This window comes from Geobacillus sp. CCR, assembly GCF_052906625.1.
Genome location: NZ_JBREBQ010000043.1, coordinates 1 through 20,852, shown reverse-complemented (window position 1 = coordinate 20,852; position 20,852 = coordinate 1). Strand labels below are relative to the sequence as shown.

Annotated in this window: 20 protein-coding genes and 1 pseudogene; 15 read left to right on the top strand and 6 right to left on the bottom strand. The window is 52.5% G+C overall.

All coding sequences use genetic code 11. From position 1 onward, the window contains the following. Window positions 1-499: 499 nt before the first annotated feature. Window positions 500-1,618, top strand: coding sequence for a TIGR04053 family radical SAM/SPASM domain-containing protein (locus ACVBDQ_RS15775; protein WP_446663307.1), 1,119 nt, complete (start codon window positions 500-502; stop codon window positions 1,616-1,618). A 143-nt stretch (window positions 1,619-1,761) separates the two neighbouring features. Here ACVBDQ_RS15775 and ACVBDQ_RS15770 read toward each other — a convergent pair whose 3' ends face one another. Both ACVBDQ_RS15770 and ACVBDQ_RS15765 read right to left on the bottom strand, forming a co-directional pair. Next, entirely contained in the window at window positions 1,762-2,511 is a 750-nt protein-coding gene (locus ACVBDQ_RS15770) for an anti-sigma factor (RefSeq protein WP_138187963.1), read from the bottom strand. Further along, on the bottom strand, window positions 2,501-3,082 hold the full coding sequence (locus ACVBDQ_RS15765; RefSeq protein ID WP_023633802.1) for a sigma-70 family RNA polymerase sigma factor: 582 nt from the start codon (window positions 3,080-3,082) through the stop codon (window positions 2,501-2,503). The genes ACVBDQ_RS15770 and ACVBDQ_RS15765 overlap by 11 nt, the downstream gene beginning before the upstream one ends. 127 nt (window positions 3,083-3,209) lie before the next feature. Between ACVBDQ_RS15765 and ACVBDQ_RS15760 the strand changes: the two genes are divergently transcribed. The 5 genes from ACVBDQ_RS15760 to ACVBDQ_RS15740 all read left to right on the top strand — a co-directional run bounded on the left by ACVBDQ_RS15760 (window position 3,210) and on the right by ACVBDQ_RS15740 (window position 8,425). Beyond that, a complete protein-coding gene (locus tag ACVBDQ_RS15760) occupies window positions 3,210-4,376 on the top strand; it encodes a COG1470 family protein (RefSeq protein ID WP_014195097.1) in 1,167 nt (388 codons plus the stop codon). Between the two features lie 2 nt (window positions 4,377-4,378). After that, window positions 4,379-5,335, top strand: a complete 957-nt coding sequence (locus ACVBDQ_RS15755) for an ABC transporter ATP-binding protein (protein WP_023633803.1) — start codon at window positions 4,379-4,381, stop codon at window positions 5,333-5,335. Beyond that, window positions 5,322-6,401 carry an ABC transporter permease gene (locus tag ACVBDQ_RS15750; RefSeq protein ID WP_042381624.1) on the top strand — a complete coding sequence of 360 codons (1,080 nt, stop codon included), beginning with the start codon at window positions 5,322-5,324 and terminating at the stop codon, window positions 6,399-6,401. Before ACVBDQ_RS15755 ends, ACVBDQ_RS15750 begins: the two co-directional genes overlap by 14 nt. A 229-nt stretch (window positions 6,402-6,630) precedes the next feature. Continuing rightward, window positions 6,631-7,857, top strand: coding sequence for an MFS transporter (locus ACVBDQ_RS15745; RefSeq protein WP_353726238.1), 1,227 nt, complete (start codon window positions 6,631-6,633; stop codon window positions 7,855-7,857). A gap of 295 nt (window positions 7,858-8,152) precedes the next feature. After that, a complete protein-coding gene (locus ACVBDQ_RS15740; protein WP_021322316.1) occupies window positions 8,153-8,425 on the top strand; it encodes a hypothetical protein in 273 nt (90 codons plus the stop codon). A gap of 316 nt (window positions 8,426-8,741) precedes the next feature. Here the strand turns inward: ACVBDQ_RS15740 and ACVBDQ_RS15735 are convergent, their stop codons facing one another. Further along, complete coding sequence (locus ACVBDQ_RS15735; RefSeq protein WP_138187965.1) at window positions 8,742-9,440, bottom strand: Crp/Fnr family transcriptional regulator; 699 nt, start codon at window positions 9,438-9,440, stop codon at window positions 8,742-8,744. A 218-nt stretch (window positions 9,441-9,658) separates the two neighbouring features. Here ACVBDQ_RS15735 and modB point away from each other — a divergent pair, with 218 nt between their 5' ends. After that, window positions 9,659-10,321: a molybdate ABC transporter permease subunit gene (modB, locus tag ACVBDQ_RS15730; protein ID WP_033845516.1), complete on the top strand. Its 663-nt coding sequence runs from the start codon at window positions 9,659-9,661 to the stop codon at window positions 10,319-10,321. Between the two features lie 54 nt (window positions 10,322-10,375). After that, a complete protein-coding gene (moaA, locus tag ACVBDQ_RS15725; RefSeq protein WP_021322313.1) occupies window positions 10,376-11,401 on the top strand; it encodes a GTP 3',8-cyclase MoaA in 1,026 nt (341 codons plus the stop codon). A gap of 88 nt (window positions 11,402-11,489) precedes the next feature. On the opposite strand, the gene ric is transcribed toward moaA, so the two are convergent. Next, window positions 11,490-12,197, bottom strand: a complete 708-nt coding sequence (ric, locus tag ACVBDQ_RS15720) for an iron-sulfur cluster repair di-iron protein (protein WP_033024873.1) — start codon at window positions 12,195-12,197, stop codon at window positions 11,490-11,492. A gap of 287 nt (window positions 12,198-12,484) precedes the next feature. Between ric and ACVBDQ_RS15715 the strand changes: the two genes are divergently transcribed. From ACVBDQ_RS15715 to ACVBDQ_RS15685, 7 genes and pseudogenes are all read left to right on the top strand, one after another. Next, window positions 12,485-13,441 (top strand): methyl-accepting chemotaxis protein, encoded by a 957-nt coding sequence (locus tag ACVBDQ_RS15715; RefSeq protein WP_138187966.1) that lies wholly within the window; start codon window positions 12,485-12,487, stop codon window positions 13,439-13,441. A gap of 49 nt (window positions 13,442-13,490) precedes the next feature. Then, window positions 13,491-14,750 (top strand): molybdopterin molybdotransferase MoeA, encoded by a 1,260-nt coding sequence (locus tag ACVBDQ_RS15710; RefSeq protein ID WP_138187968.1) that lies wholly within the window; start codon window positions 13,491-13,493, stop codon window positions 14,748-14,750. Further along, window positions 14,747-15,247 carry a molybdopterin-guanine dinucleotide biosynthesis protein B gene (mobB, locus tag ACVBDQ_RS15705; RefSeq protein WP_021321985.1) on the top strand — a complete coding sequence of 167 codons (501 nt, stop codon included), beginning with the start codon at window positions 14,747-14,749 and terminating at the stop codon, window positions 15,245-15,247. The genes ACVBDQ_RS15710 and mobB overlap by 4 nt, the downstream gene beginning before the upstream one ends. Beyond that, entirely contained in the window at window positions 15,244-15,711 is a 468-nt protein-coding gene (locus ACVBDQ_RS15700; RefSeq protein WP_021321986.1) for a molybdenum cofactor biosynthesis protein MoaE, read from the top strand. The genes mobB and ACVBDQ_RS15700 overlap by 4 nt, the downstream gene beginning before the upstream one ends. Beyond that, a complete protein-coding gene (gene moaD / locus ACVBDQ_RS15695; RefSeq protein WP_021321987.1) occupies window positions 15,708-15,938 on the top strand; it encodes a molybdopterin converting factor subunit 1 in 231 nt (76 codons plus the stop codon). The genes ACVBDQ_RS15700 and moaD overlap by 4 nt, the downstream gene beginning before the upstream one ends. A 5-nt stretch (window positions 15,939-15,943) precedes the next feature. Continuing rightward, window positions 15,944-16,672 (top strand): YwiC-like family protein, encoded by a 729-nt coding sequence (locus ACVBDQ_RS15690; RefSeq protein ID WP_033027977.1) that lies wholly within the window; start codon window positions 15,944-15,946, stop codon window positions 16,670-16,672. Between the two features lie 691 nt (window positions 16,673-17,363). Next, window positions 17,364-18,878: pseudogene (locus ACVBDQ_RS15685) on the top strand (DNRLRE domain-containing protein); the annotation flags it as partial. Window positions 18,879-19,088: 210 nt separating this feature from the next. Here the strand turns inward: ACVBDQ_RS15685 and ACVBDQ_RS15680 are convergent. Both ACVBDQ_RS15680 and ACVBDQ_RS15675 read right to left on the bottom strand, forming a co-directional pair. Then, window positions 19,089-19,889, bottom strand: coding sequence for an ExeA family protein (locus tag ACVBDQ_RS15680; protein ID WP_307894565.1), 801 nt, complete (start codon window positions 19,887-19,889; stop codon window positions 19,089-19,091). Continuing rightward, window positions 19,882-20,852: DDE-type integrase/transposase/recombinase (locus ACVBDQ_RS15675; protein WP_446663306.1), on the bottom strand; the 971-nt coding region annotated here is incomplete at its 5' end. The genes ACVBDQ_RS15675 and ACVBDQ_RS15680, both read right to left, overlap by 8 nt.

Below are 20,852 nucleotides of genomic sequence, written 5' to 3'. Positions count from 1 at the left end.
ACTATATTATACTATATTTTACTGAATCTATCCTATTTTCAGCAAAATATAGTTAAGGCGATTCATCTCCCACTTACTCCGCTTCGCTTCGTTGAAGTGGGAGTCTTCTCGCCTAATTAAGATAAAAGGTCAAGTGCACCTTTTGATGATGACCTGAATTTTATGAAACGGCAATAGGGCGAAAAAGAACCGCACGACTTCGGCTCTTTTACGTTATTGGACTGGAGGTTGATTTCCTTCGCCAAGTCCGCCACTTCGAGGACGGTCAGCCCCGTTCGTTTCGCGACTTCGTGAAATGTCTTTGGCGTGGTACGAGACCCCGTCTGGCATCGTCTCATCTCCACTCGTTTTTACTTAAATGTTATACCGCCTGTTTAAACGGCTGTCATCTTCGCTCATGGTACGATCGCCATCTGTTGTGGCCTCGCTGCGGATGTGATCGATATCACATAACGCACCTGAATGTTGCGGTACAATGGAGGCCAAGGAGGGGGCCGCAATGCGCGATTTTAATGAAAATCCGTTTATTGTGATTTGGGAATTGACGAGAGCTTGTCAACTCAAGTGCCTTCATTGCCGCGCCGAAGCGCAATACCATCGCGATCCGCGCGAGTTGACGTTTGAGGAAGGGAAAAAACTGATCGATGAGATTTACGCGATGGATCAGCCGATGCTCGTCTTTACGGGCGGCGATCCGCTCATGCGCCCGGATGTGTACGATTTAGCGGAATATGCGATCGATAAAGGATTGCGCGTGTCCATGACGCCGAGCGCGACGCCGAACGTGACGAAAGAGGCGATCCGCAAAGCAAAAGAGGTCGGCCTGTCGCGCTGGGCGTTTAGCCTTGACGGGCCAAACGCCGAGATTCACGACCATTTCCGCGGCGTGAGCGGCTCGTTTGATTTGACGATCCGTGCGATTCACTACTTGCATGAGCTCGACATTCCCGTGCAAATCAACACCGTCATTTCGCGATACAACGTTCATGTGCTTGATGAAATGGCGGAATTGGTTGAGAAGCTGAAATGCGTCCTTTGGAGCGTCTTTTTCCTTGTGCCGACAGGCAGGGGGAAGGAGGAGGACATGATTTCCCCCATCGAGCATGAGCGGGTGTTCCGCTGGTTGTATGAAACGAGCAAGCGCGTTCCGTTTGACATTAAAACGACAGCCGGCCAGCATTACCGCCGCGTTGTGCTGCAGGCGAAAATGCGCGAAGGAAAAGCGACAAAAGGCGGCATCCGTTACGAAGATGTGTTGAACCAAGGGTTGACCGGACAAGTCGACGGGCTCGGCCGCGCGCCGAAAGGAGTAAACGACGGCAACGGTTTCGTCTTTATTTCCCATATTGGCGACGTCTATCCGAGCGGGCTGCTGCCGGTCAAAGCCGGGAACGTCCGGGAAACGCCGCTGGCGGACATTTACCGACACTCGCCGATTTTCCAAGACTTGCGCAATCCGGACAAATATAAAGGAAAATGCGGCGTCTGCGAGTTCCGATATGTGTGCGGCGGCTCTCGTTCACGCGCTTACGCTGTAACGGGCGACTATTTGGAAAGCGAGCCGTATTGTGTTTACATTCCAAAGGCGCTGCGGACAAAAGAGCGAAGCCAACGGTAAGAGGGCGGTGAAAAACGGCCGCTTAAAATGACGGCGCTACGGCGTTCGTGAGACGGTTGCCCGGGCGCATGCGGCGGATGTTGGATGTGTGTTCAAAACATACGGGGGAGGAGCAGGCGCCCTTCCCCATTTTTGTTGAAAGATCATTCGTGGTTCAACTCGACTATAAAGGTCTCGGGCCCGGTCGGCGCCGCGCTTCCCCCTTTTGGTTCGAGGCTCGCTTTAATTTGCTTGAACTGTTTGACATCCTCGCCGGTGATCAAAATGCGCGCCGCTCCGTGGCGGATCGTCAACAGTTCCCCTTTGACCTCGTTGTTGGTGTAAATGATCCACAATTGATAATCGCGGGCCGCAAACGGCGGCAGCCCTTCAATTTCCATCAACATTTCCTTCGTATTGTCATTGAGCCAAATCGTGCCGTCCATCTGTTGAAAGAGCGCCGATGGCTCAATCGGAATTTGTTTCGTTTTGGGATTATGGATGATTCGCTCGATCGGAATGTCGGTATGTTGTTCGACAATCTGGTATCGATATGGCTCATCCGATCGGTCATGGGAAGCGGCTGGTCCGTCGCTGGGAGCGGAAAGGCGCAAGGTGAAAAGGAAAACGGCCAAAGCTGCACCGATCCACCCGCCTGCCATGCGGAGACCGCGCCGCATCCGCTTCGTTTGTTTTTGCGCTTCTGCTTGGGCCCAAATTCGCTCTTTATGAGAAAGGGGAGGTGCTTCATATTGAGCTTCCTCCTTAAGCCCGATGTTTTTCCACGCTTCAAGCAAGCGTTGGCATTCAAGGCACTGCTTTAGATGGTTGGACACGTCTTCTTTTTCTTGCTCTGGCAGCATGCCTAACAGCCAGTCCACGATTTTTGCTTCCGAAATATGGCTATGCTTCATGCTGTTCTTCACCTCTGCCAGCCCCCATCCAGTGGAACAGCTCTTTTTGTTTCCGCAAATTGCGCAAGCCGTAGCGGATGAGCGACTTGACGGAGCCTAACGGTTTGTTCATCGCGGCGGCGATTTCCCGCTGTGTTTCCCCATGAAAGTAAAAGTGAATGATGGCTTGCCGCTGCTCCTCGGGGAGATGGGTTAAAGCGTCTATGATGACTTGTTGTTCCAGTTGGCGGAGAAAATCAAATTCCGCCCCCTTTTCTGTTAAAGCTGCTTCCTCAAGGCGGCTCACTAAAAGGTCCCGTTTCTTGCGCAGGCGGTCGAGCGACCGGCTTTTCGTTTTCACGGCAAGAAAGGCTTGAACGCTTCCCCGTTTCGGGTCGAATTGATGCGGTTTTTGCAAGATTTCGAGAAACACATCGTGGCTGACATCTTCCGCCTCCACCTCGTCGCCGACGATCCGAAGAGCGATATGATAGACCATCGGAGCGTATTTTTCGTAAAAACGGTCAAAGGCGGCGCGCGAGCCTTCGGCGATCTTCTCGAGCAGTTCGAGGTCTTTCCGTCGGTCTTCCATCTTGCCCACCTCCCGACGCATGCTTGGAATGGTTGCTCTGCATCTATTCTACAACTGAATTTTTCTCCTGCAAAACAAATCCATTGATCCATTTCTGGCGTATACGAAGTGAAAACAGAAGGAGGGAGTGAATGTCGTGCAAAGCAGGATCATCATGATGTTCGCCATGATCTTGACTCTCTTTTCGCTTCTTCTTCCGATCCGCCCGGCATCGGCGGCAAGCGGTGTTGTTCTCTTCACGCCATACACCGGGCTTTCCGTGACGCCGGGGGAAACAATCGACTATACGGTCAATGTCATCAACAACGGTTCCAACATTGAAAACGTCACCTTCTCGTTTGACCACCTGCCGAAAGGATGGTCGACTTCGATTACCGCTGAGGGGAGAACGATTGAGCAGCTGTCCGTCCGAGGCGGAAAAGAAGAAGAGGTCACGTTGGAAGTGACCGTGCCGCTGGATGTCGACAAGGGGGATTACCGCTTTTGGCTCGTCGCGAAAGGGGACAGTGGTTCATCGAAATTGCCGCTGCTTGTCCGCGTGACGGAACAAGGATCGTTTAAAACGGAACTGACGTCGGAACAAACGAACCTCGAGGGGCACGCGGATTCGAGCTTCACGTATGATGTCACGCTGAAAAACCGAACCGCCAAGACGCAAAATTACGCGTTAAGTTCGGCGGCGGAAAAAGGTTGGCAAGTCACGTTCAAATCGGAAGGCAATTCCGTTACGTCGGTGAAGCTCGAGCCGAATGAATCAAGAGACATTACCGTAGAGGTTAAACCGCCGGAAAATGTGAAAGCGGGCACGTACAAAATCCCGATCAAAGCGCAAACGAGCGATACGTCGGCTGAGCTGACGTTAGAAGCGGTCATTACGGGCACGTATGCGCTCAAACTGACGACGCCGTCAGGAAACTTAAGCACCGATGTGACGGCGGGGCATGAACGGGTGATCGATCTTGTTGTCAAAAACACCGGAAGCGCTCCACTTTTGAACATCAATATGACGGCTGACGCTCCGCCTGATTGGGAAGTGGAATTCGATCAAAGCACGATCGCCCAGCTGAACCCGGGCGATTCCAAAACAGTCAAGGCGAAAGTGAAAGCGTCGGATGAAGCGATCGCTGGGGATTATGTTGTCAACTTCCAGGCGCAAACGGCGGAAACGTCGGCGGAGGCGGCGTTCCGCGTCTCGGTCAAAACGTCGACCGTTTGGGGAGTGGTGGCGGTGTTGATCATTCTCGGGGTGGCCGGAGGGCTGTACTATTTGATCAAAACATACGGGAGGAGGTAAGCATGGCAGCACCCGCTGTCATCGAGCTTGACAACTTGTGCAAAACGTATGGCGACCATCGGGCGGTTGACCATTTGTCGCTTTCCATTCAAAAAGGGGAAATTTTTGGGCTTCTTGGCCCGAACGGGGCCGGAAAGACGACGACGATTTTGATGATGCTCGGGCTCACCGAGCCGACGTCCGGCATGGTTAGGGTATGCGGGATCGATCCAGTGCGAAATCCCATTGACGTTAAACGGAAAGTCGGGTACTTGCCGGATGATGTCGGCTTTTACCATCACATGACAGGGTTGGAGAACTTGCTGTATACGGCGGCGTTAAACGGCATTCCTCGCGCCGAGGCGGAAAAGCGAGCGTGGGAGCTGCTCGAGAAGGTGAATTTGACCGATGCGGCCCATAAAAAAGCGGGGAAATACTCGCGGGGAATGAGGCAGCGGCTCGGCTTGGCCGATGTGTTGATGAAGCGCCCGGAAGTGATCATTTTGGATGAGCCGACGTTGGGCATCGACCCTGAGGGAGTGCGCGAGCTGCTTCGGCTGATCCGCGATTTGAGCCGCCATGAAGGCATCACGGTCCTGCTGTCCTCGCACCAATTGCACCATGTGCAGAAAATTTGCGACCGAGTCGGCTTGTTCGTGGGCGGCCGATTGTTGGCCGAAGGGAATATCGAACGCCTGGCGCAACAGCTGTTTTTGCAGGATGCCTATGTCATCCATGTGGTTGCTTCGCCGCTTGACGCTTCCTTACGGTCCAAAATCGAGGCGATTCCGGGCGTCAATAAAGTGGAGCAAACGGAAGATGGATGGGATGTGTATTGCCAAACGGATGTGAGCGCCGCCATCAGCCAGACGATCATCGAATCAGGATCTTCGCTGTTCCATCTCAGCCGGCGGGATTTTGGACTTGATGAGATTTATCACCGCTATTTTGAAGGGAGGGATGTACGTGAAGGCCAGTAAGGAAGAGCGATGGGCAAACGATGTTTTTTCATATGTGAAAAGATGGAGCGAACGGCTGAAGGTGGGTGCGCTTGATGAGAAGAAACGAGCAAGAGGGGCAAACAGCGCCTTTTCGGCCATTGTCAAAAAAGAACTGGCCGATTATTTGACGAGTTGGCGCATGATCATTTTAATCGCCCTCATCTTGCTTACTTGCTTCGGCTCGCTGTATACGGCGATGACGACAATCCGGGACGCGTTGGATTCCTCGGAAGAGGCCAAGGAAATCGCGAAAGGCGCCTACTTGTTTCTAAAATTATTCACCGTCTCGGACGGAACGTTGCCTTCGTTTCTGACGTTTGTCAGCTTTCTCGGGCCGCTGCTCGGCATCGCCCTTGGATTTGACGCCATCAATTCGGAGCGGAATCGGGGGACGTTAAGCCGGCTCATGGCCCAGCCGATTCCGCGCGATTATGTGATCAACGGCAAGTTTGTCGCTGCGCTGTTGTTGAATGCTGTTTTGTTTCTTTCGCTCGGCCTGCTCGTGATGGCGTTGGGCATTTTGGTCTTGGGGATTCCGCCTACTTTCGAAGAGTTTGCCCGCATGGTTTGCTTTTTGTTGTTATGTCTTGTGTATATCGCCTTTTGGCTGAATCTCGGCATTTTGTTTTCCGTCGTCTTCCGCCAGGCGGCGACATCCGCGTTGTCGTCGATGGCCGTTTGGCTGTTTTTCAATCTTTTCTACTCGATGATCGTGGAAGTATTTGCGAAATCGTTTTTGCAGTCTGACGCCATTACGTCCGTCGAGCAGGCGGTCGGCCGTCAAGAGTTGGTGCTTGGTCTCATGAGATTGTCGCCGAGCTACTTGTTCAATGAATCAACAACCGCCTTGCTTTCGCCGGACGTCCGAACGCTAGGGATCGTCACGGTGGAGCAAACGGCCGGCGCTGTTGCGGCCCCCTTGCCATTCTCGCAAAGTTTGCTGCTTATTTGGCCGCAGGCGACCGCGCTCATTGCCGCCACCCTCATCTGCTTTGCGGTCGCGTATTGGTTGTTTATGAGGCAGGAGATACGGGCGAGTGGGTGAGAAAACAAGTTGTTTGCCGTAGACGGGGCGGAAGAGATGTGTGCGCCCAACAGCGTTTCTTATCGTTCGTATGTGAAAAACGTTCTGCCAAATCGTGTCCGTTCCTTTTGGGGACGGGCTTTTTCTTTTTTTTGGATGTGACAAAACCGTGACAACGCTTGTGGCAAAATGGTGACAACAGGCAAGAATGTGATCAACCTCACAAATCCGTTTCCTTCTCCTGCGTATGATGGAAGTACAAACAACGTCACAAATTTTGAAAGTTTGGGAGGGGCTTTTCATGAATAAACAAAAGGCGCTGCTGCCGATCACAACATTGGCCATGACGTTTTCATTCGCGGTTTGGGCCGTCTTTTCGCCGCTTGCGAGCACGTTTCAAGAAATGTACGGGCTGACATCGACGCAAAAAAGCATTTTAGTCGCCATTCCGGTGCTGCTCGGCTCGATCATGCGTTTGCCGCTTGGCATTTGGACGGACCGGATCGGCGGACGAAGGCTGTTTTCGCTGCTGCTCCTGTTTTTAATCGTTCCGCTCATCGGCGCAGGGTTTGCGGATTCGTATGCGATGCTTCTGTTTTGGGCGTTTTTCATCGGTATGGCCGGGACGTCGTTCGCGATCTCGGTAACGTTCGTGTCGCGCTTGACTCCGCCGGAAAAGCAAGGGACGGCGCTTGGGATTAACGCGATGGGCAACTTCGGCACGGCGGTTGCTGCGTTTTCCGTTCCATCGATTGCCGCAGCGTTTGGTGTGCCTTGGGCTTTTTGGGGGATGATCATTCCGGTTGTCGTCATGCTCGTTCTCGTTTGGTTTTTCACACCGGATATGCCGAAGCCAAAACAACAAAAAACGATGCGCGAATCGCTGTCGGTGTTGAAATACAAACATACGTGGACGTTGTCGCTGTTTTACTTCGTCACATTCGGAGCATTTGTCGCCTTTGGCATTTACTTGCCGTCGCTGCTTGTTGACTTGTATGGGTTGACGCCAGTGGATGCTGGGATGCGCGCGGCTGGGTTTACTGTACTCGCTACGCTTGCGCGGCCAGTCGGCGGCTATCTTGGCGATAAAATCGGAGCTGAACGGGTGTTGACGTTCGTCTACGCTGGAATGACAATCGGCGCCTTGACGATCGTATTTGGAATGGAAAACATTTGGGTGATGACAGCGGCTTGTTTGTTTGTGGCCGTGATGTCTGGGCTGGGCAACGGTGCGGTGTTCAAACTCGTGCCGCAGCTGTTCCCAGCCGAAACGGGCGCCGTCACCGGCCTTGTCGGCGCCTGGGGCGGACTTGGCGGCTTTTTTCCGCCGATTTTAATGGGCATCATCAAAGATGTGACTGGTTCTTACGTGCTCGGGTTTATGCTTCTCAGCCTGTTTACCTTGATCTGCTTCTTATTGAATCGAATCGTCTTCGGCAAAAAAGCCGGCGAATCGGCGAAGCGATACGCATCGTAAAATCCGATGCCAGATCCAAAGAGGCCAAAAGCATATGCTTTTGGCCTCTTTTTGGTTTGCGGAGGTACAAGCTCAACGAAAGGATGGAAAATGGCGATCCGCAAAGAGGAAGGTCGTTCTCCGTTAGTGAATAGGGCTACATTCGTTACGGTTGCTACATTGCGAATATTTATTGCTCATTATTTCACGAACCCTTCAAACATGGCCGCTCCTTGGTGATACAAATCACTAGGGGAAAGGCAGAAATGGCGTACGCTGAAGGTGTAAATCAAATCAACTGAAGGGGGAGAAAACAGTGAAACGAAATGTGTCTACGTTGTTGTCAGTTGCGTTGGTTGCGTCGCTTTTGGCCGCATGCAGCAACGGGGGAGGAGGAGAGGCAAAGGCGGAAAATAAAAACGGAACAGCGGCAACTACGCAACAGTCTGCTACGAACATGTTAGCGGCGCATAAAGGATTGAACCAAGCACCGGTGCCGTTGAAAATGGAGCGGATCGGACCGCATGACGTCCGCGTTGAAATGACGGCGCAAATCGGGAATATACCCGATCGTCACTCATCAGTTTAACCATGCACAAAAAGGAGCCGTCGCCATGCTGAAAGTGACCGAAACGGGCGAAGACGACGGCTCAGAAACAAGCGGACATTAATGTTTCCCCATTTCCCTAAACGGGAGATAGCCGCCTAAAGCCCTATAGCTCTTATTATACGGCGGTGAAAAGAAAAAGAAGTGATTCGCATCACAATCGAAAAAAAGAGAGCGTCCGGCAGGCCGCGAACAACGGTCGGTCGGGCGTTCTTCTAATCAGCGCGCCAAAATGGCTTGGTCGTTGCTGTGTATCGAAGGGGAACGATCAGACAGACCCCTAACTACGGTGCACCGCTCACTCAATGCAACAAATATCCGGCGGACAGTCTTCGCATTGAATTTCCGTTTTCAAATAGTTTAAATCATGAACCGTAATTTTCCCCCGTTTTGTCGAGATGATCCCTTGTTGTTTTAATGCATTGAGCATCCGATTAACGCTTTCGCGCGTTGTGCCGCAAAAGTTGGCTAAATCTTGGTTTTTCAATGCGACGTCGATCAAAATGCTTCCATCTTCAAGCGGGACGCCATAGCTGTTGCATAGGCGAATGAGCGTCGAATAGAGCGCCCCTTTTTTTCCGTTCATCATCAAGTCGCGAAACTTCGTCTGCGTCCGCCGGACATGCTTGCTCATCCAGCGCATATATTCAAGAGTAAGGGTCGGATTGATAAGCAGCTGCTGTTCCAGTTCCTCTTTGTTTACGACTGCCGCTTCGCCTGGCTCTATTACCTTGGCCGTCAACAAGTAGTGTGCATCGTTCGTAAACAGCGTCAATTCACCAACGATTTCCCCGCTTCCGCAAATGCGGAAGCACATTTCTTTTCCGTCCGGACAAATTTTGCTTACTTGCACTTTGTCAGAGAGGATCAAATACAATTCATTGGCTGGCATCCCTTCTTGGAACAAAAAGGAGTGCTTGCGCAACGGAATCACTTTTTTCGACGATTGCAACAAAGAACGTAAATGGGGAAAATATCCATTCACTGCAGCTTCCATCGATAGCACCTCCATTCATTCAGCTATTTCTATTGTAAAAATCATCACAGCGGGAGAGAGTGAAAAAAATCACCGGTTACTGTTTTTTTGTGCGAGGCGTCACAATTTTTTCTAAATTGGTTTTTCCTTTTTCTATGTTACAATGTGAGTAGCATCACAGCATTCTACTGTTTGTTTTCGTATGGTAAAAGGGAGACGGAACAGAGAGAGGTTCGTCGATGGAAGAGTTTTGGTCACCGGTATGGTTATCGATAAACGTATCGCTTCTTGCCGGAGTGATCGTCGCAATCCTTGGAACAGCGGCGGCGAGGTGGATGGCGCGCCGCCGGTTTCGTGGGAAGACGATCGTGGAGACGGTGTTTATGTTGCCGCTCGTGCTGCCGCCGTCGGTTGTCGGTTTTTTGCTTGTTGTGCTGTTTGGGCGGCATAGCCCGATCGGACAGTTGATGGAAACGTGGTTTCACACAACGGTACTGTTTACACCCGGCGCGGCGGTGATGGCGGCGGTTGTTGTGTCGTTTCCGCTCATGTACCAGGCGGCCAAAGCGGGTCTGGAAGCCGTTGATCCAACCGTTGAAGGAGCGGCGCGCATCGATGGGGCGAATGAGCGCCAAGTGTTTTGGCATATTTCGCTGCCGCTGGCCAGAAACGCCTTGTTGTCCGGGGCGGTGCTGTCGTTTGCCCGCAGCCTGGGGGAGTTTGGCGCAACGCTCATGTTTGCCGGGAATATTCCGGGAAAAACGCAAACGATCCCCACCGCTGTCTATATGGCGATGGAGTCGGGGCGGATGGAGTTGGCGTGGGCATGGGTGGCGGTCACCATTGGATTGTCATTTAGTTTGTTGTCCTGTGCGGCGAAACTAGGCCGTTGGCAGCGATAAGGAGCAGGCCGTTGGAACATCACGCGGCCCATGAAAGGGAAAGGAGGGAGCGACATGGAAGAGCGCGACCGGGTGAAGATCACCGACCGCCTCGCCCGCCCGCTTCGCGATTTGCGGTTGTCGGTCATCGACCAATGCAATTTTCGCTGCGTCTATTGCATGCCTGCGGAAGTGTTCGGGCCGAATTTTCGCTTTTTGGCGGAAGACCAACTGTTGACGGTTGAGGAAATGGCGCTTTTAGCGGAATGTTTTGTCGAGCTTGGCGTTGAAAAAATCCGCCTGACCGGCGGCGAGCCGTTGCTTCGGCGCGACCTCGATGCGCTCATTGAGCGGCTGTCCGCGCTCCCTGGCCTGCGCGATATCGGCTTGACGACCAATGGCGTCCATTTAGTGAAATGGGCGCAGCGGCTGAAAGAAGCCGGGTTGAAGCGCGTCAACGTCAGCTTGGATGCGTTGGATGATGACATTTTCCGAAAAATGAACGGCATCGGCGTCGGCGTCACCCCGGTGTTAAAAGGCATCGAAGCCGCCCGGGCGGCGGGGCTCGGCGTCAAGGTGAACATGGTCGTCAAAAAAGGGTGGAACGACTCGCAAATCGTGCCAATGGCGGCCTATTTCAAAGAACAAGGCATTCCGCTCCGCTTGATTGAGTTTATGGATGTCGGCACCACGAACGGCTGGGATTACTCCCATGTCGTGACGAAAAAAGAGATGTATGAACAAATCAACGCCATGCACCCTCTTGAACCGGTTGAAAAAGCGTACTTCGGCGAAGTGGCGAGCCGCTACCGGTACGCGGGCACGAACGTAGAAGTCGGCTTTATCGCCTCGGTGACGGAAACGTTTTGCCGGAGCTGCACGAGGGCGCGCATTTCCGCCGATGGCAAGCTGTACACGTGTTTGTTTGCTTCTGAGGGCGTGTCGTTGAAAGACAAACTGCGCGCCGGCGCGGGGAAAGAAGAGCTGAAGGCGCTGATCGCCGCCATCTGGAGCGAGCGGACAGACCGCTATTCAGAAGAACGGACGGCAGAGACAGCGAAACAGCGCCCGAAAATTGAAATGTCGTATATTGGGGGATGAAGAAAAACGGGAGCGCTCTTTTTCATAGAAGAAGCGATCCCGTTTTTGGTTTATGTTTTCGGAAGTGCGAATCGGCGTCTTTCTTCCTTTAAACCTTCACCGCCGCCAACACGCGCGGGAAGAGGATGTTGTTTTCCAAATGGATGTGGGTAAACAAATCGTCTTCAAGCGCGGCCAGCCGGTTGTAGACGAGGCGATACGTGCCGCACGCGTCTTCTGGCGGGGTGAAGTCGTTTGTGATTTCACGAATTTCTTTCATCAAATCACCGGCGACATCATGCTCATTGACCAGTTCGCGAACGGCCCGCTCGACCGCCTCCCGGTTCTCCGGCGATGGGTTGTCGGCAAATTGCAAAATGAGCGGGAACGCTCCCGTTTCCTCTTTAATGAGATGCTGCTCGAGTTCTGTTTTTAACTCATGAAACAGTTTATGCACGCGGGAAAGATGCGGATGGTGCATGCCGTGTACGCGCAATACTTTCGTGACATACGGGCTGAGCTGCGGCAGTTCCTCGTTCAAATAGCGGTGGTGCGTGTTGATGATATGATCGACCAAGTCGGCTAGCGGCGCTTCACTCCAATTTCCGGTCGGCTTGTTTTGCGCTTCCGCGTAAAGGGTGTTCAGCTCGCGAAGAAGCGCTTCGCCATCAAGTCCGAGCTCTTCGATCGCTTCTTTTAACGGACGCTGTCCGCCGCAGCAAAAATCGATGCGCCGCGCTTTAAACAAATCAGCTGCTTTCGGAAATTGAGTAACAATATCGCCAATCAATGATTGTTCAGTAAACCGCTGTTCCATTCATCATCCCTCCATTGATCCAATCGTTACAGCTTCAGCATACCGTGTTTTCCGCGAAGGTGTTGTGACGGATCTCACATACGTAAAAAAAAGTGGACATCGATCCATGTGATAAACGTCACAACAGCACGTTTCTTCTTTATCGTACAATGAAAAAAAGCAGACTTCTGCTGACTCTTTGCGGAGGCGGTGTCTGCTTTCATGACTGAGAACGTACATGTTCAGCGGATAACATACAACGTGTTGACAACAGAAGCAAATCCAGAGAAGGAAAAGGGGAGACGGATATGTGGGCGTTGGTGAAGGGAAGGCAGTGGGAGGAGGAAAAAACAGAACTGGAGCGGCAACTCGCTGAGATGAAAGAAAAGCTTACGAGACAAAAGGAAGCGGTTCATGAGACGGTGGCCGGTTTGCTTGGGGAGTTGCAGGACATCGTTCACCAGCATGAAGTGGTCAACGGGCAACACCATGTATTAGGCCAACTCGTTGATCGAACGAAAGAAAAAGTCGATAATGTCAGTACGCTCAGCAAGTCATCATACGCGATCTCCGACCGTTTGTGCGAACAAGGGAACGCGTTGGTGGAGACGGCGGGTCAGATGGTCGCAGCAGCAAAAGAAGGCATCCGCATGTCGGGAGAAATGGAGCAGGCGATGGGGCGGCTTGGCAGTGAGATGGAAACGACATCGGCCGCGATGCATCGGTTGCGCGGCCGCTCGCAAGAAATTGAACAAATTGTGAAAGTGATTAAAGAAATTGCTGGACAGACGAATTTGATTGCGTTAAACGCCTCGATCGAAGCCGCCCGTGCCGGAGAGCATGGCAAAGGGTTTTCCGTCGTCGCCGCTGAAGTGAGGAAATTGGCTGAGCATACGGCGGACAGCACGGAAACGATTCATCAGTTAACCGATGCTGTGCAGCAGGAAATCGAGCGGTCGCTTGAGCAGACGGAGGCCATTTCGTCTTTGATCGAAACGGTTGTCCAAATGAGCATTCATACAGCGCGGAAATGGTCGGCGATGATGGAACTGATCGATCGAGTCGAAAATCGGGCCCAAGACGTGCTAAACTATATTCAGGAACAATACCGCTATGCGGATGAAGTGAGGCAAGAGCTCGAACAGTCCACCGCTTTGTTTGGCGAAACGCGGGAGATGATTTTGCAACACATCGCCGATGCGAGTGTCGTTGATGAAAAGTTGGCGGAAGGCATAAAACGGCTGCAACAATGGCAACAACGTTAAAAGGACGATATCGTTGCCGCCAGCCGTATGATCGAAAGGAGAGAGAGAGATGGTCGAAAGACGAACCCCCATTCCCGTAGCGGAAGCCATCACCCGGGTGATGCGTTACGCTGGGAGAGGAGAAGAGGAGATCGTGCCGCTAAGGCAGTCGTACGGCCGCTATTTGGCCGAAGATTTGCGCGCCGACCATGACGTGCCGCCGTTTGACCGCTCGCCGTATGACGGATTTGCCATTCGCGCCGCCGACTCGGAAGGAGCGGGGCTGGATCGTCCGGTCGAGTTTGAAGTGATCGAAACGATCGGCGCCGGGCAAGTGGCGAAGCGGCCCGTCGGCCCATTTCAAGCGGTGCGCTTGATGACCGGGGCGCAAATTCCGGAAGGATGCGATGCCGTCGTCATGCTCGAGCTCGCCAAACAGTATGAGCGGGATGGAAAAACGTATATGTCGATTAAGCGCCCGTTCCGCCCTGGCGACAACATTTCGTTTCAAGGGGAAGATGCGAAAAAAGGGCAGCCGCTCATCGAAAAAGGGACGCGCATCAATCCCGGGGTGGCGGCGCTCTTGGCGACGTTCGGCTACGCCGAAGTGAAGGTGGCGAAAAAGCCGCGGATTGGCATTTTTGCGACCGGAAGCGAACTGCTTGACGTCTCTGAACCGCTTGTGCCGGGAAAAATCCGCAACAGCAACGCCTACATGATCGAGGCGCAGGTGTTCAAAAGCGGCGCCGAGCCGATTTATTTGGGCCAGCTCGCCGACGACCTCGATGCGTGTTTTCACGCTGTGCGCCAGGCGCTCGATCAAGTGGACATGCTCATTACGACCGGCGGCGTCTCGGTCGGGGATTTTGATTATTTGCCCGCCATTTACAAGCGGCTCGGAGCGAACGTGTTGTTTAACAAAATCGCCATGCGCCCGGGGAGCGTGACGACCGTCGCCGAGATTGATGGCAAGCTGCTGTTCGGTCTATCCGGAAACCCGTCGGCGTGCTACGTCGGGTATGAGCTGTTCGTCCGCCCGGTCGTGCGCACGCGGCTGTTTTCGGTCAAGCCGTATTTGAAAAAAGCGAAAGCCACCCTTGGCGCCGATTTTCCGAAGCCGAACCCGTTCACCCGCTTCGTGCGCAGCCGGGTCGAGGCGGTTGACGGTCGGCTTGTCGTGAAGCCGGTCGGCATGGACAAGTCGAACATCGTCACCTCGCTTGCCTTTGCGAACGCCTTGATGGTGCTGCCGGGCGGAACGAGAGGGTTTGCGGTTGGCGATGAGGTGGAAGTGTGGCTTTTGGATGACGATGAGGGGTCAAGCGAATGAACGTCTGGCAAGTCGTCGGCTATAAACATAGCGGCAAAACGACGCTTATGGAAAAATGGGTGGCGGCCGCTGTCCGGGAAGGATGGCGCGTCGGGACGGTGAAGCACCACGGCCATGGCGGCGAGCCCGCGCGGCCGGAAGGCGTCGATTCCGTCCGCCATGAGCGGGCCGGGGCGGTGGCAACGGCGGTGGAAGGGGACGGGCTTTTGCAGCTTCATCTCCGCCGCCCGTTGTGGCGGTTGGATGATGTGTTGGCGCTTTATGCGCCGCTTCGGCTCGATCTCGTGTTGGTCGAAGGCTACAAACAAGAGCGGCACCCGAAAGTCGTGCTCGTCCGCACTTGGGAAGATTGGGCGTCGCTTCAGCACCTCGCCAACATCCGCGCCGTCATCGCCTGGGAGCCGCTCGAAGGGCCGCTAGCGCACCCGGTGTTTTCGCTGGCCGATGATGACGAATATATTCCATGGCTCATGAACGAGGTGAGAACACGAACATGACAGAACCGTTGTTTGCCATTACCGACCGGCCGATTTCGGTCGAGGATGTGATGAAAAAAGTGATGCGTCCGGAAGCGGGGGCGGTCGCTGTCTTTGCCGGCACGGTGCGCGAATGGACGAACGGCAAGAGGACGCTCTTTTTGCAATATGAGGCGTACGTGTCGATGGCCGAGAAAATGCTCGCGCAAATCGGGGCGGAAATTGCGGAGAAATGGCCAGGGGCGAAAACCGCCATCACCCACCGGATCGGGCGGCTTAAGATCAGCGACATCGCCGTCGTCATCGCGGTTTCCTCGCCGCACCGCGCCGAAGCGTATGAGGCGAACCGCTATGCCATTGAGCGGATCAAGCAAATCGTGCCGATTTGGAAAAAAGAGCAATGGGAGGACGGAAGCGCCTGGGTGGGCGACCAGCTTGAAACAACGGCGTATCCGTCCGGAAAACCGGAGGTGAAAGAGGAATGATCCGTCTATTGTTTTTCGCCCATTTGGGCGAGCAAATCGGCGAGCGGGAAGTGATGTGGCCGAATGTTCCGGAAACGGTGAAAAAACTGAAAGACGAAGTGGAAGAGCGCTACGGCATCTCGCTCGGGCGCGTCATGACAGCGGTCAACGAGGAGTATGTCCGCGACGAGTCGCCGCTTCATGCCGGCGACACGGTCGCCTTTATTCCACCGGTAAGCGGAGGATGAGACGGATGGCGAACAAAAGCAAATGGGTGATGCCAAAACAACACGGCGCCTGGGCGATGCTCATCATCCCGTTTTGGCTCGGGGCGTACGCCGGTGGGCTTTCGTGGATTCACGCGCCGCTCTTTGTCGCCTGGCTTGCGCTCTATTTGGCGACGTATCCGCTCTTGATGGCGGTGAAAACGAAGCGGAAAGAGCCGTACGTGCCCGCCGCCGCCCGCTATGGCGCCATCGCCGCCGCGGCGCTTGCCGTCTCTCTTTGGCAACAGCCGGCGCTTTTCTACTTCGGGCTCGCCATGGTGCCGTTTTTCTTGGTGAACACGTACTACAGCAAGAAAAAGAACGATCGCGCCTTTTGGAATGATGTAGCCGCCATCGCGGCGTTTTGCATCGGCGGCCTCGCCGCCTTTTACGCCGGACGCGGGGCGTTGACGATCGAAGCGTTTGAACTCGCCCTGTTTTCCTTCCTCTTTTTCATCGGCAGCACGTTTTACGTAAAAACGATGATTCGCGAAAAGAAAAACGAGCGGTACAAATGGCTGTCATGGGGCTACCACGCCCTGTTGATCGTCGGCCTCATCGCCATCGGCGAGCCGTTCGCCGTCTTGGCCTATGCACCGAGCGTCATCCGCGCCGTCTATTTATATGGCAAGTCGCTGCCGATCATGAAACTGGGCATTTTGGAAATCGCCAACGCGGCGTACTTTTTCATCGCGATGATCGTGCTCTATTCTTGAGCGAACCCCAAACGGGAGGCATCCATGACCGTTTGGGGTTTTTTCTTTTGGTTAGGCGGTATTGCTTTTTCATTGCACAAGCATGATGTGAAATGGGCATGAATTCCTTGTAACGGTTTTGCAAAGGGTCGTTTCAAAAGCCTACCTCTTCTTCTATGCTCGTTCTCAAATAAATAAAAAAGGGAAACATCTCAACATTCATTATTAGGATTATAGACGTTCCAGCCCAAAGCCATGTCGAACTTTGTCTGTCGAAAATGATGGATGGCAGGGAGCAGGAAAGATACAATTTGATTGTAAAAGTAATGGAAATCGGGAAGGAGAGCATATGAGAAACATTCGTTTGCGATGATGGTTGGTTTGGATGATCGTATGGGCTTTAGTGATGCCAAGCGTCCCGACAAAGGGGCTTGCCGAAACGATCCGATCAGGGGTTGACCGTGTGGCGCCAAAAGAGGGGCCGCCAAAGGTGCCGGAAGCCCCGAAACGTGATCTCAAGCCAGGGGAAATCATAGAAGAAAGAACTGAGAATACAAAGGTTTACTACAACGGTGATGGCACGTTTACCAAGAAGATCTACTTTGAACCTATTCATATTAAGAAAAAGAATCAAAAACGATTTGAGGAAGTATCTTCTAGCCTAACGGATAGCACCAATAATACGAATTACGTTGAAACACAGAATACCATTTTGGAGACAAACTTTTATAAAAAGATGGTCGATGGAGAATACGCCAATTTCCATTACAATGGATATTCGATTTCCTATTCTATTTTAGAGGCAGCAGGTAATGACGTACAACCGATAAAAGCGAAGGATGTTGCCGCCGTCTATAAGAAAAAAGACAACAAAATTCTTCACAAAAACATTTTTCCGAGCATAGACCTGCAAAATATTACATTTAACGAGTCAACAAAAGAAGATTTGGTTCTTCATTCGTTTACTGGCTATCATATTTTCAAATTTCGTCTGAAAACGGATTTACAAGCAGACATTCAAGACGATGGCTCCATTTTATTGACAAATAAAAAACATGAAAAGGTGTTTGAGTTGCCGAAGCCTTTTATGGTGGATTCCCATGTTGATGAGCATTCTGGAGAAGCTCAACGGTCGGAGAATGTAAGTTATGAATTGCAAAAAGATGATGAAGGATACATTTTAACAGTTAAAGCCGATCCCGAATGGCTGAAAGACCCTAAACGTGTATACCCTGTTTATATTGATCCGAGTACTTCCATTCAGGTGTCTGCTGATGCATTTGTAATGAGCGCCTATCCGACAACCAACTATAGTTCCTCATCAAGTAAGTGGGATTCGGCGCAGGGACAATACGTTTTAAAGGTGGGGTATTATGATGGAACAACAGGCACTTGCTATGGCTTTTTGCACCCGGATTTATCAAGCATCAAATATATGAATGTGACGAATGCCACGTTCCATGTCTATGTCACCCATTCGTATTATACGACAACACCAACAGGGCTATGGCTCGATGTGGTAGACAGCTCATGGTCCGCGAGCACGTTAACATGGAGTAATCAACCTTCCTCCACCAACATTGGCAAGGTTGATGTCGCAAGAGACCAATGGGCGCAATTTGATGTAACGAATACGGTAAAAGAATGGGCATCCGGGACAAAGCCAAATTACGGATTGAAACTTCATACGAATGGCAATGGACAAACCTATTGGAAAAAAGTCGTTTCCACGACGAACAGCAGTTATAAACCATATTTGTCCGTTACGTATACGATACCCGTTCCCCATACGCCGACAGGAACGGCCTTCAGTAATGGGGATGGCACAGGATATATCAATTTATCATGGGATCCGGTTCCTGGTGCTACGGGTTATAAAGTTTGGATTTATAACGGGAAATCATATGAAGCGTTTGATGTAGGCAATGTCACTTCCTGGAGTACAAAGGGGAAAAAAATCTGGCCGACCCCTTCTGAAATTAGCGCTGGAAGATACGACCTGCACCAAGATCAGTTAGGGACGGAGCTTGCTGTCGATCCTTCCCCGGTGTATCGAAATTCAGGAGGAAGTTATCCGAATAGCAAGAACTACTGGTTCCGAGTCAGTGCGATTTTTCCTCAAGGCGAAAGCGCCATGTCCGGTGCGTATATGCCGACCATTCCGAATTTGGCAAAACCATCTGCTCCGACGGGGGTAAGTTATACAAACGGAAATGGAACAGGATATATCTGTAAATTAGCACATTATTTCAGAATCCCTTTTTCAAATTATTTCAGATGGATTCTGAAATAATGTGCAAAATTTTTGCGGATTGTTCCGGATTTTGCACATTCTTTCGGAACGTTTGCACGCTCTTTCAGATGAAGATTTCCAGCGCGCCTGATGGACCGATGGAAAAGAGAAAGCACAAAAGAGGCCGATTCGGCCCCTTTCGTGCTAATACCCCATTTCCTCTGCGGCCATGCGCACCACTTCTTCGTCAATGGCGTCCTTTTTCAGCTGATGCCCGTATAACAGGCACGTCGTGGCCAACGTGTTGATCACCCGAGGCCATCCCCGCGACTGCAGGGCAATCGCCTCTAACGCCGATGGGGTGAAGATCGGATGCTTCGCCCCGGCCTGTTTCATCCGATGCTCGATGTAGCCCGCCACCTCTTCCTTCTCCATCGGCCCCATCCGGTATCGCATGATGATCCGCTGGTCGAGAGGGCGGTGCTGATTGAGCCGCAGCTTCCCCTGTAAATGGGGCAGCCCGGCCAAAATCAAGACAAATGGGTTGGTCGAATCCATCTCAAAGTTGAACAAGATGGCGATGTCTTGTAAAAAGGCATCCTTGGCCAAATGCATCTCGTCCAAAATGAACACCGGCGTGATCCGCCGTTCATGATGCAATCGCTCGATCGCCTGCTGGATTTGGCGGAAGAGGTCCACCTTGCGGTATTTCGGTTCTTCCCCCAACCCAAGGGCCAGACCGCGGTAAAAATCCATCACGCCTCCGGTGGATAACGGAAAGTAGACGACATGATACAATGATGGATTCAATGACTCTTTCAGCGCCCGAAGGGCGAACGTCTTGCCCGCCCCCGGCTCTCCGATCAACAGCCCGATTCCCCGCGTTCGCTTCACGTACTCCAGCGCCCGCAGCGCTTCTTGAAACGCCGCCCCTTGATACGCCTCGGACGGGTCGATTTCTTTCGCAAACGGCTCCCGCGAGAGGGAATAAAACGTTTTATACATCCTGTTCGCCCTCCTTCGCCGAAACCGCCGCAAACGGCGACCGGTGGCGTTTTACATAGGCGTTATCCTCCAAACGCACCCGAATGGCTTCCGCCACCCGTTTGCCATCTTCGTACACATAGACGCCTCGTTCGTCATAGCGGAGCTCAATCGATTGCCCAATGAACCGAGGCGGCACTTCGTATAGCTGTTTATTCAGGGTGATCGTGCCATCGGCTTTCACCTTGCGGTGCTCCCGTTTCAGAAAAATCGCATCCAGCCAATCGATGTCTTCGATCCACACCACTCGTTCCACTTGGGACTGAAACACCTCATGCGGCGTTTTCCCATCCAGCGAGGCGTGAGGCTTTCGATGATACTCTTCTTCAAGCCACTTCCAAAAACGCTCGTTCAACTCGTCAAGCGATTTCGGCGGATTCAGCTCCAACAGTGGATAAAACCGTGTCTGTACGGTGCGGAAGAACCGTTCGATTTTTCCCTTGCTTTGCGGGTCATACGGCTGAGTGTGGATGAGTGTAATCCCCATCTCGGCGCACGCATACTGCAGCACCTCGGACCGATAAATTTTCCCATTGTCCGAGTAAATGCGCTTCGGCTTCCCGCAACGAAGCACCGCTTCCTTCGTGACGATCCGCAGCCCGTCAAACTTCTCCGAAGGGAAAAACTGCGCGTACGGCACCAACCGCGAGCAGTCATCGATATAGGCGATCAAAAACGTTTTCTGGGCTTTCCTATTGACTCGAATCGTTGGTCCATGGGATAAGTCCCCTTGCCATAGCTCATTGATCTGGTCATACGCAAAACGCTTTCGCTCCGGCATCGGCAAGATTTCTTTTCCCACCAGGTTGTGTTTTTTCAACAGTCGGTATATAGTAAAGTATGAGAGGGTGGTGGGAATGTCCCCCTGCTTGGTGAGTTGTTCGTAGAATAGGGTCACGGGCATGGTGGGATGTTCCTTCCTCA

What these genes read in the sequence shown, in the direction of transcription:
- moaD (WP_021321987.1), top strand. Translation starts at nt 15,708, where the DNA reads ATGATCCGTCTATTGTTTTTCGCCCATTTGGGCGAGCAAATCGGCGAG.
- moaA (WP_021322313.1), top strand. Translation starts at nt 10,376, where the DNA reads ATGGAAGAGCGCGACCGGGTGAAGATCACCGACCGCCTCGCCCGCCCG.
- ACVBDQ_RS15710 (WP_138187968.1), top strand. Translation starts at nt 13,491, where the DNA reads ATGGTCGAAAGACGAACCCCCATTCCCGTAGCGGAAGCCATCACCCGG.
- ACVBDQ_RS15770 (WP_138187963.1), bottom strand. Translation starts at nt 2,511, where the DNA reads ATGAAGCATAGCCATATTTCGGAAGCAAAAATCGTGGACTGGCTGTTA.
- ACVBDQ_RS15765 (WP_023633802.1), bottom strand. Translation starts at nt 3,082, where the DNA reads ATGGAAGACCGACGGAAAGACCTCGAACTGCTCGAGAAGATCGCCGAA.
- ACVBDQ_RS15755 (WP_023633803.1), top strand. Translation starts at nt 4,379, where the DNA reads ATGGCAGCACCCGCTGTCATCGAGCTTGACAACTTGTGCAAAACGTAT.
- mobB (WP_021321985.1), top strand. Translation starts at nt 14,747, where the DNA reads ATGAACGTCTGGCAAGTCGTCGGCTATAAACATAGCGGCAAAACGACG.
- ric (WP_033024873.1), bottom strand. Translation starts at nt 12,197, where the DNA reads ATGGAACAGCGGTTTACTGAACAATCATTGATTGGCGATATTGTTACT.
- ACVBDQ_RS15745 (WP_353726238.1), top strand. Translation starts at nt 6,631, where the DNA reads ATGGAAGTACAAACAACGTCACAAATTTTGAAAGTTTGGGAGGGGCTT.
- ACVBDQ_RS15680 (WP_307894565.1), bottom strand. Translation starts at nt 19,889, where the DNA reads ATGTATAAAACGTTTTATTCCCTCTCGCGGGAGCCGTTTGCGAAAGAA.
- ACVBDQ_RS15715 (WP_138187966.1), top strand. Translation starts at nt 12,485, where the DNA reads ATGTGGGCGTTGGTGAAGGGAAGGCAGTGGGAGGAGGAAAAAACAGAA.
- ACVBDQ_RS15775 (WP_446663307.1), top strand. Translation starts at nt 500, where the DNA reads ATGCGCGATTTTAATGAAAATCCGTTTATTGTGATTTGGGAATTGACG.
- ACVBDQ_RS15700 (WP_021321986.1), top strand. Translation starts at nt 15,244, where the DNA reads ATGACAGAACCGTTGTTTGCCATTACCGACCGGCCGATTTCGGTCGAG.
- ACVBDQ_RS15735 (WP_138187965.1), bottom strand. Translation starts at nt 9,440, where the DNA reads ATGGAAGCTGCAGTGAATGGATATTTTCCCCATTTACGTTCTTTGTTG.
- modB (WP_033845516.1), top strand. Translation starts at nt 9,659, where the DNA reads ATGGAAGAGTTTTGGTCACCGGTATGGTTATCGATAAACGTATCGCTT.
- ACVBDQ_RS15690 (WP_033027977.1), top strand. Translation starts at nt 15,944, where the DNA reads ATGGCGAACAAAAGCAAATGGGTGATGCCAAAACAACACGGCGCCTGG.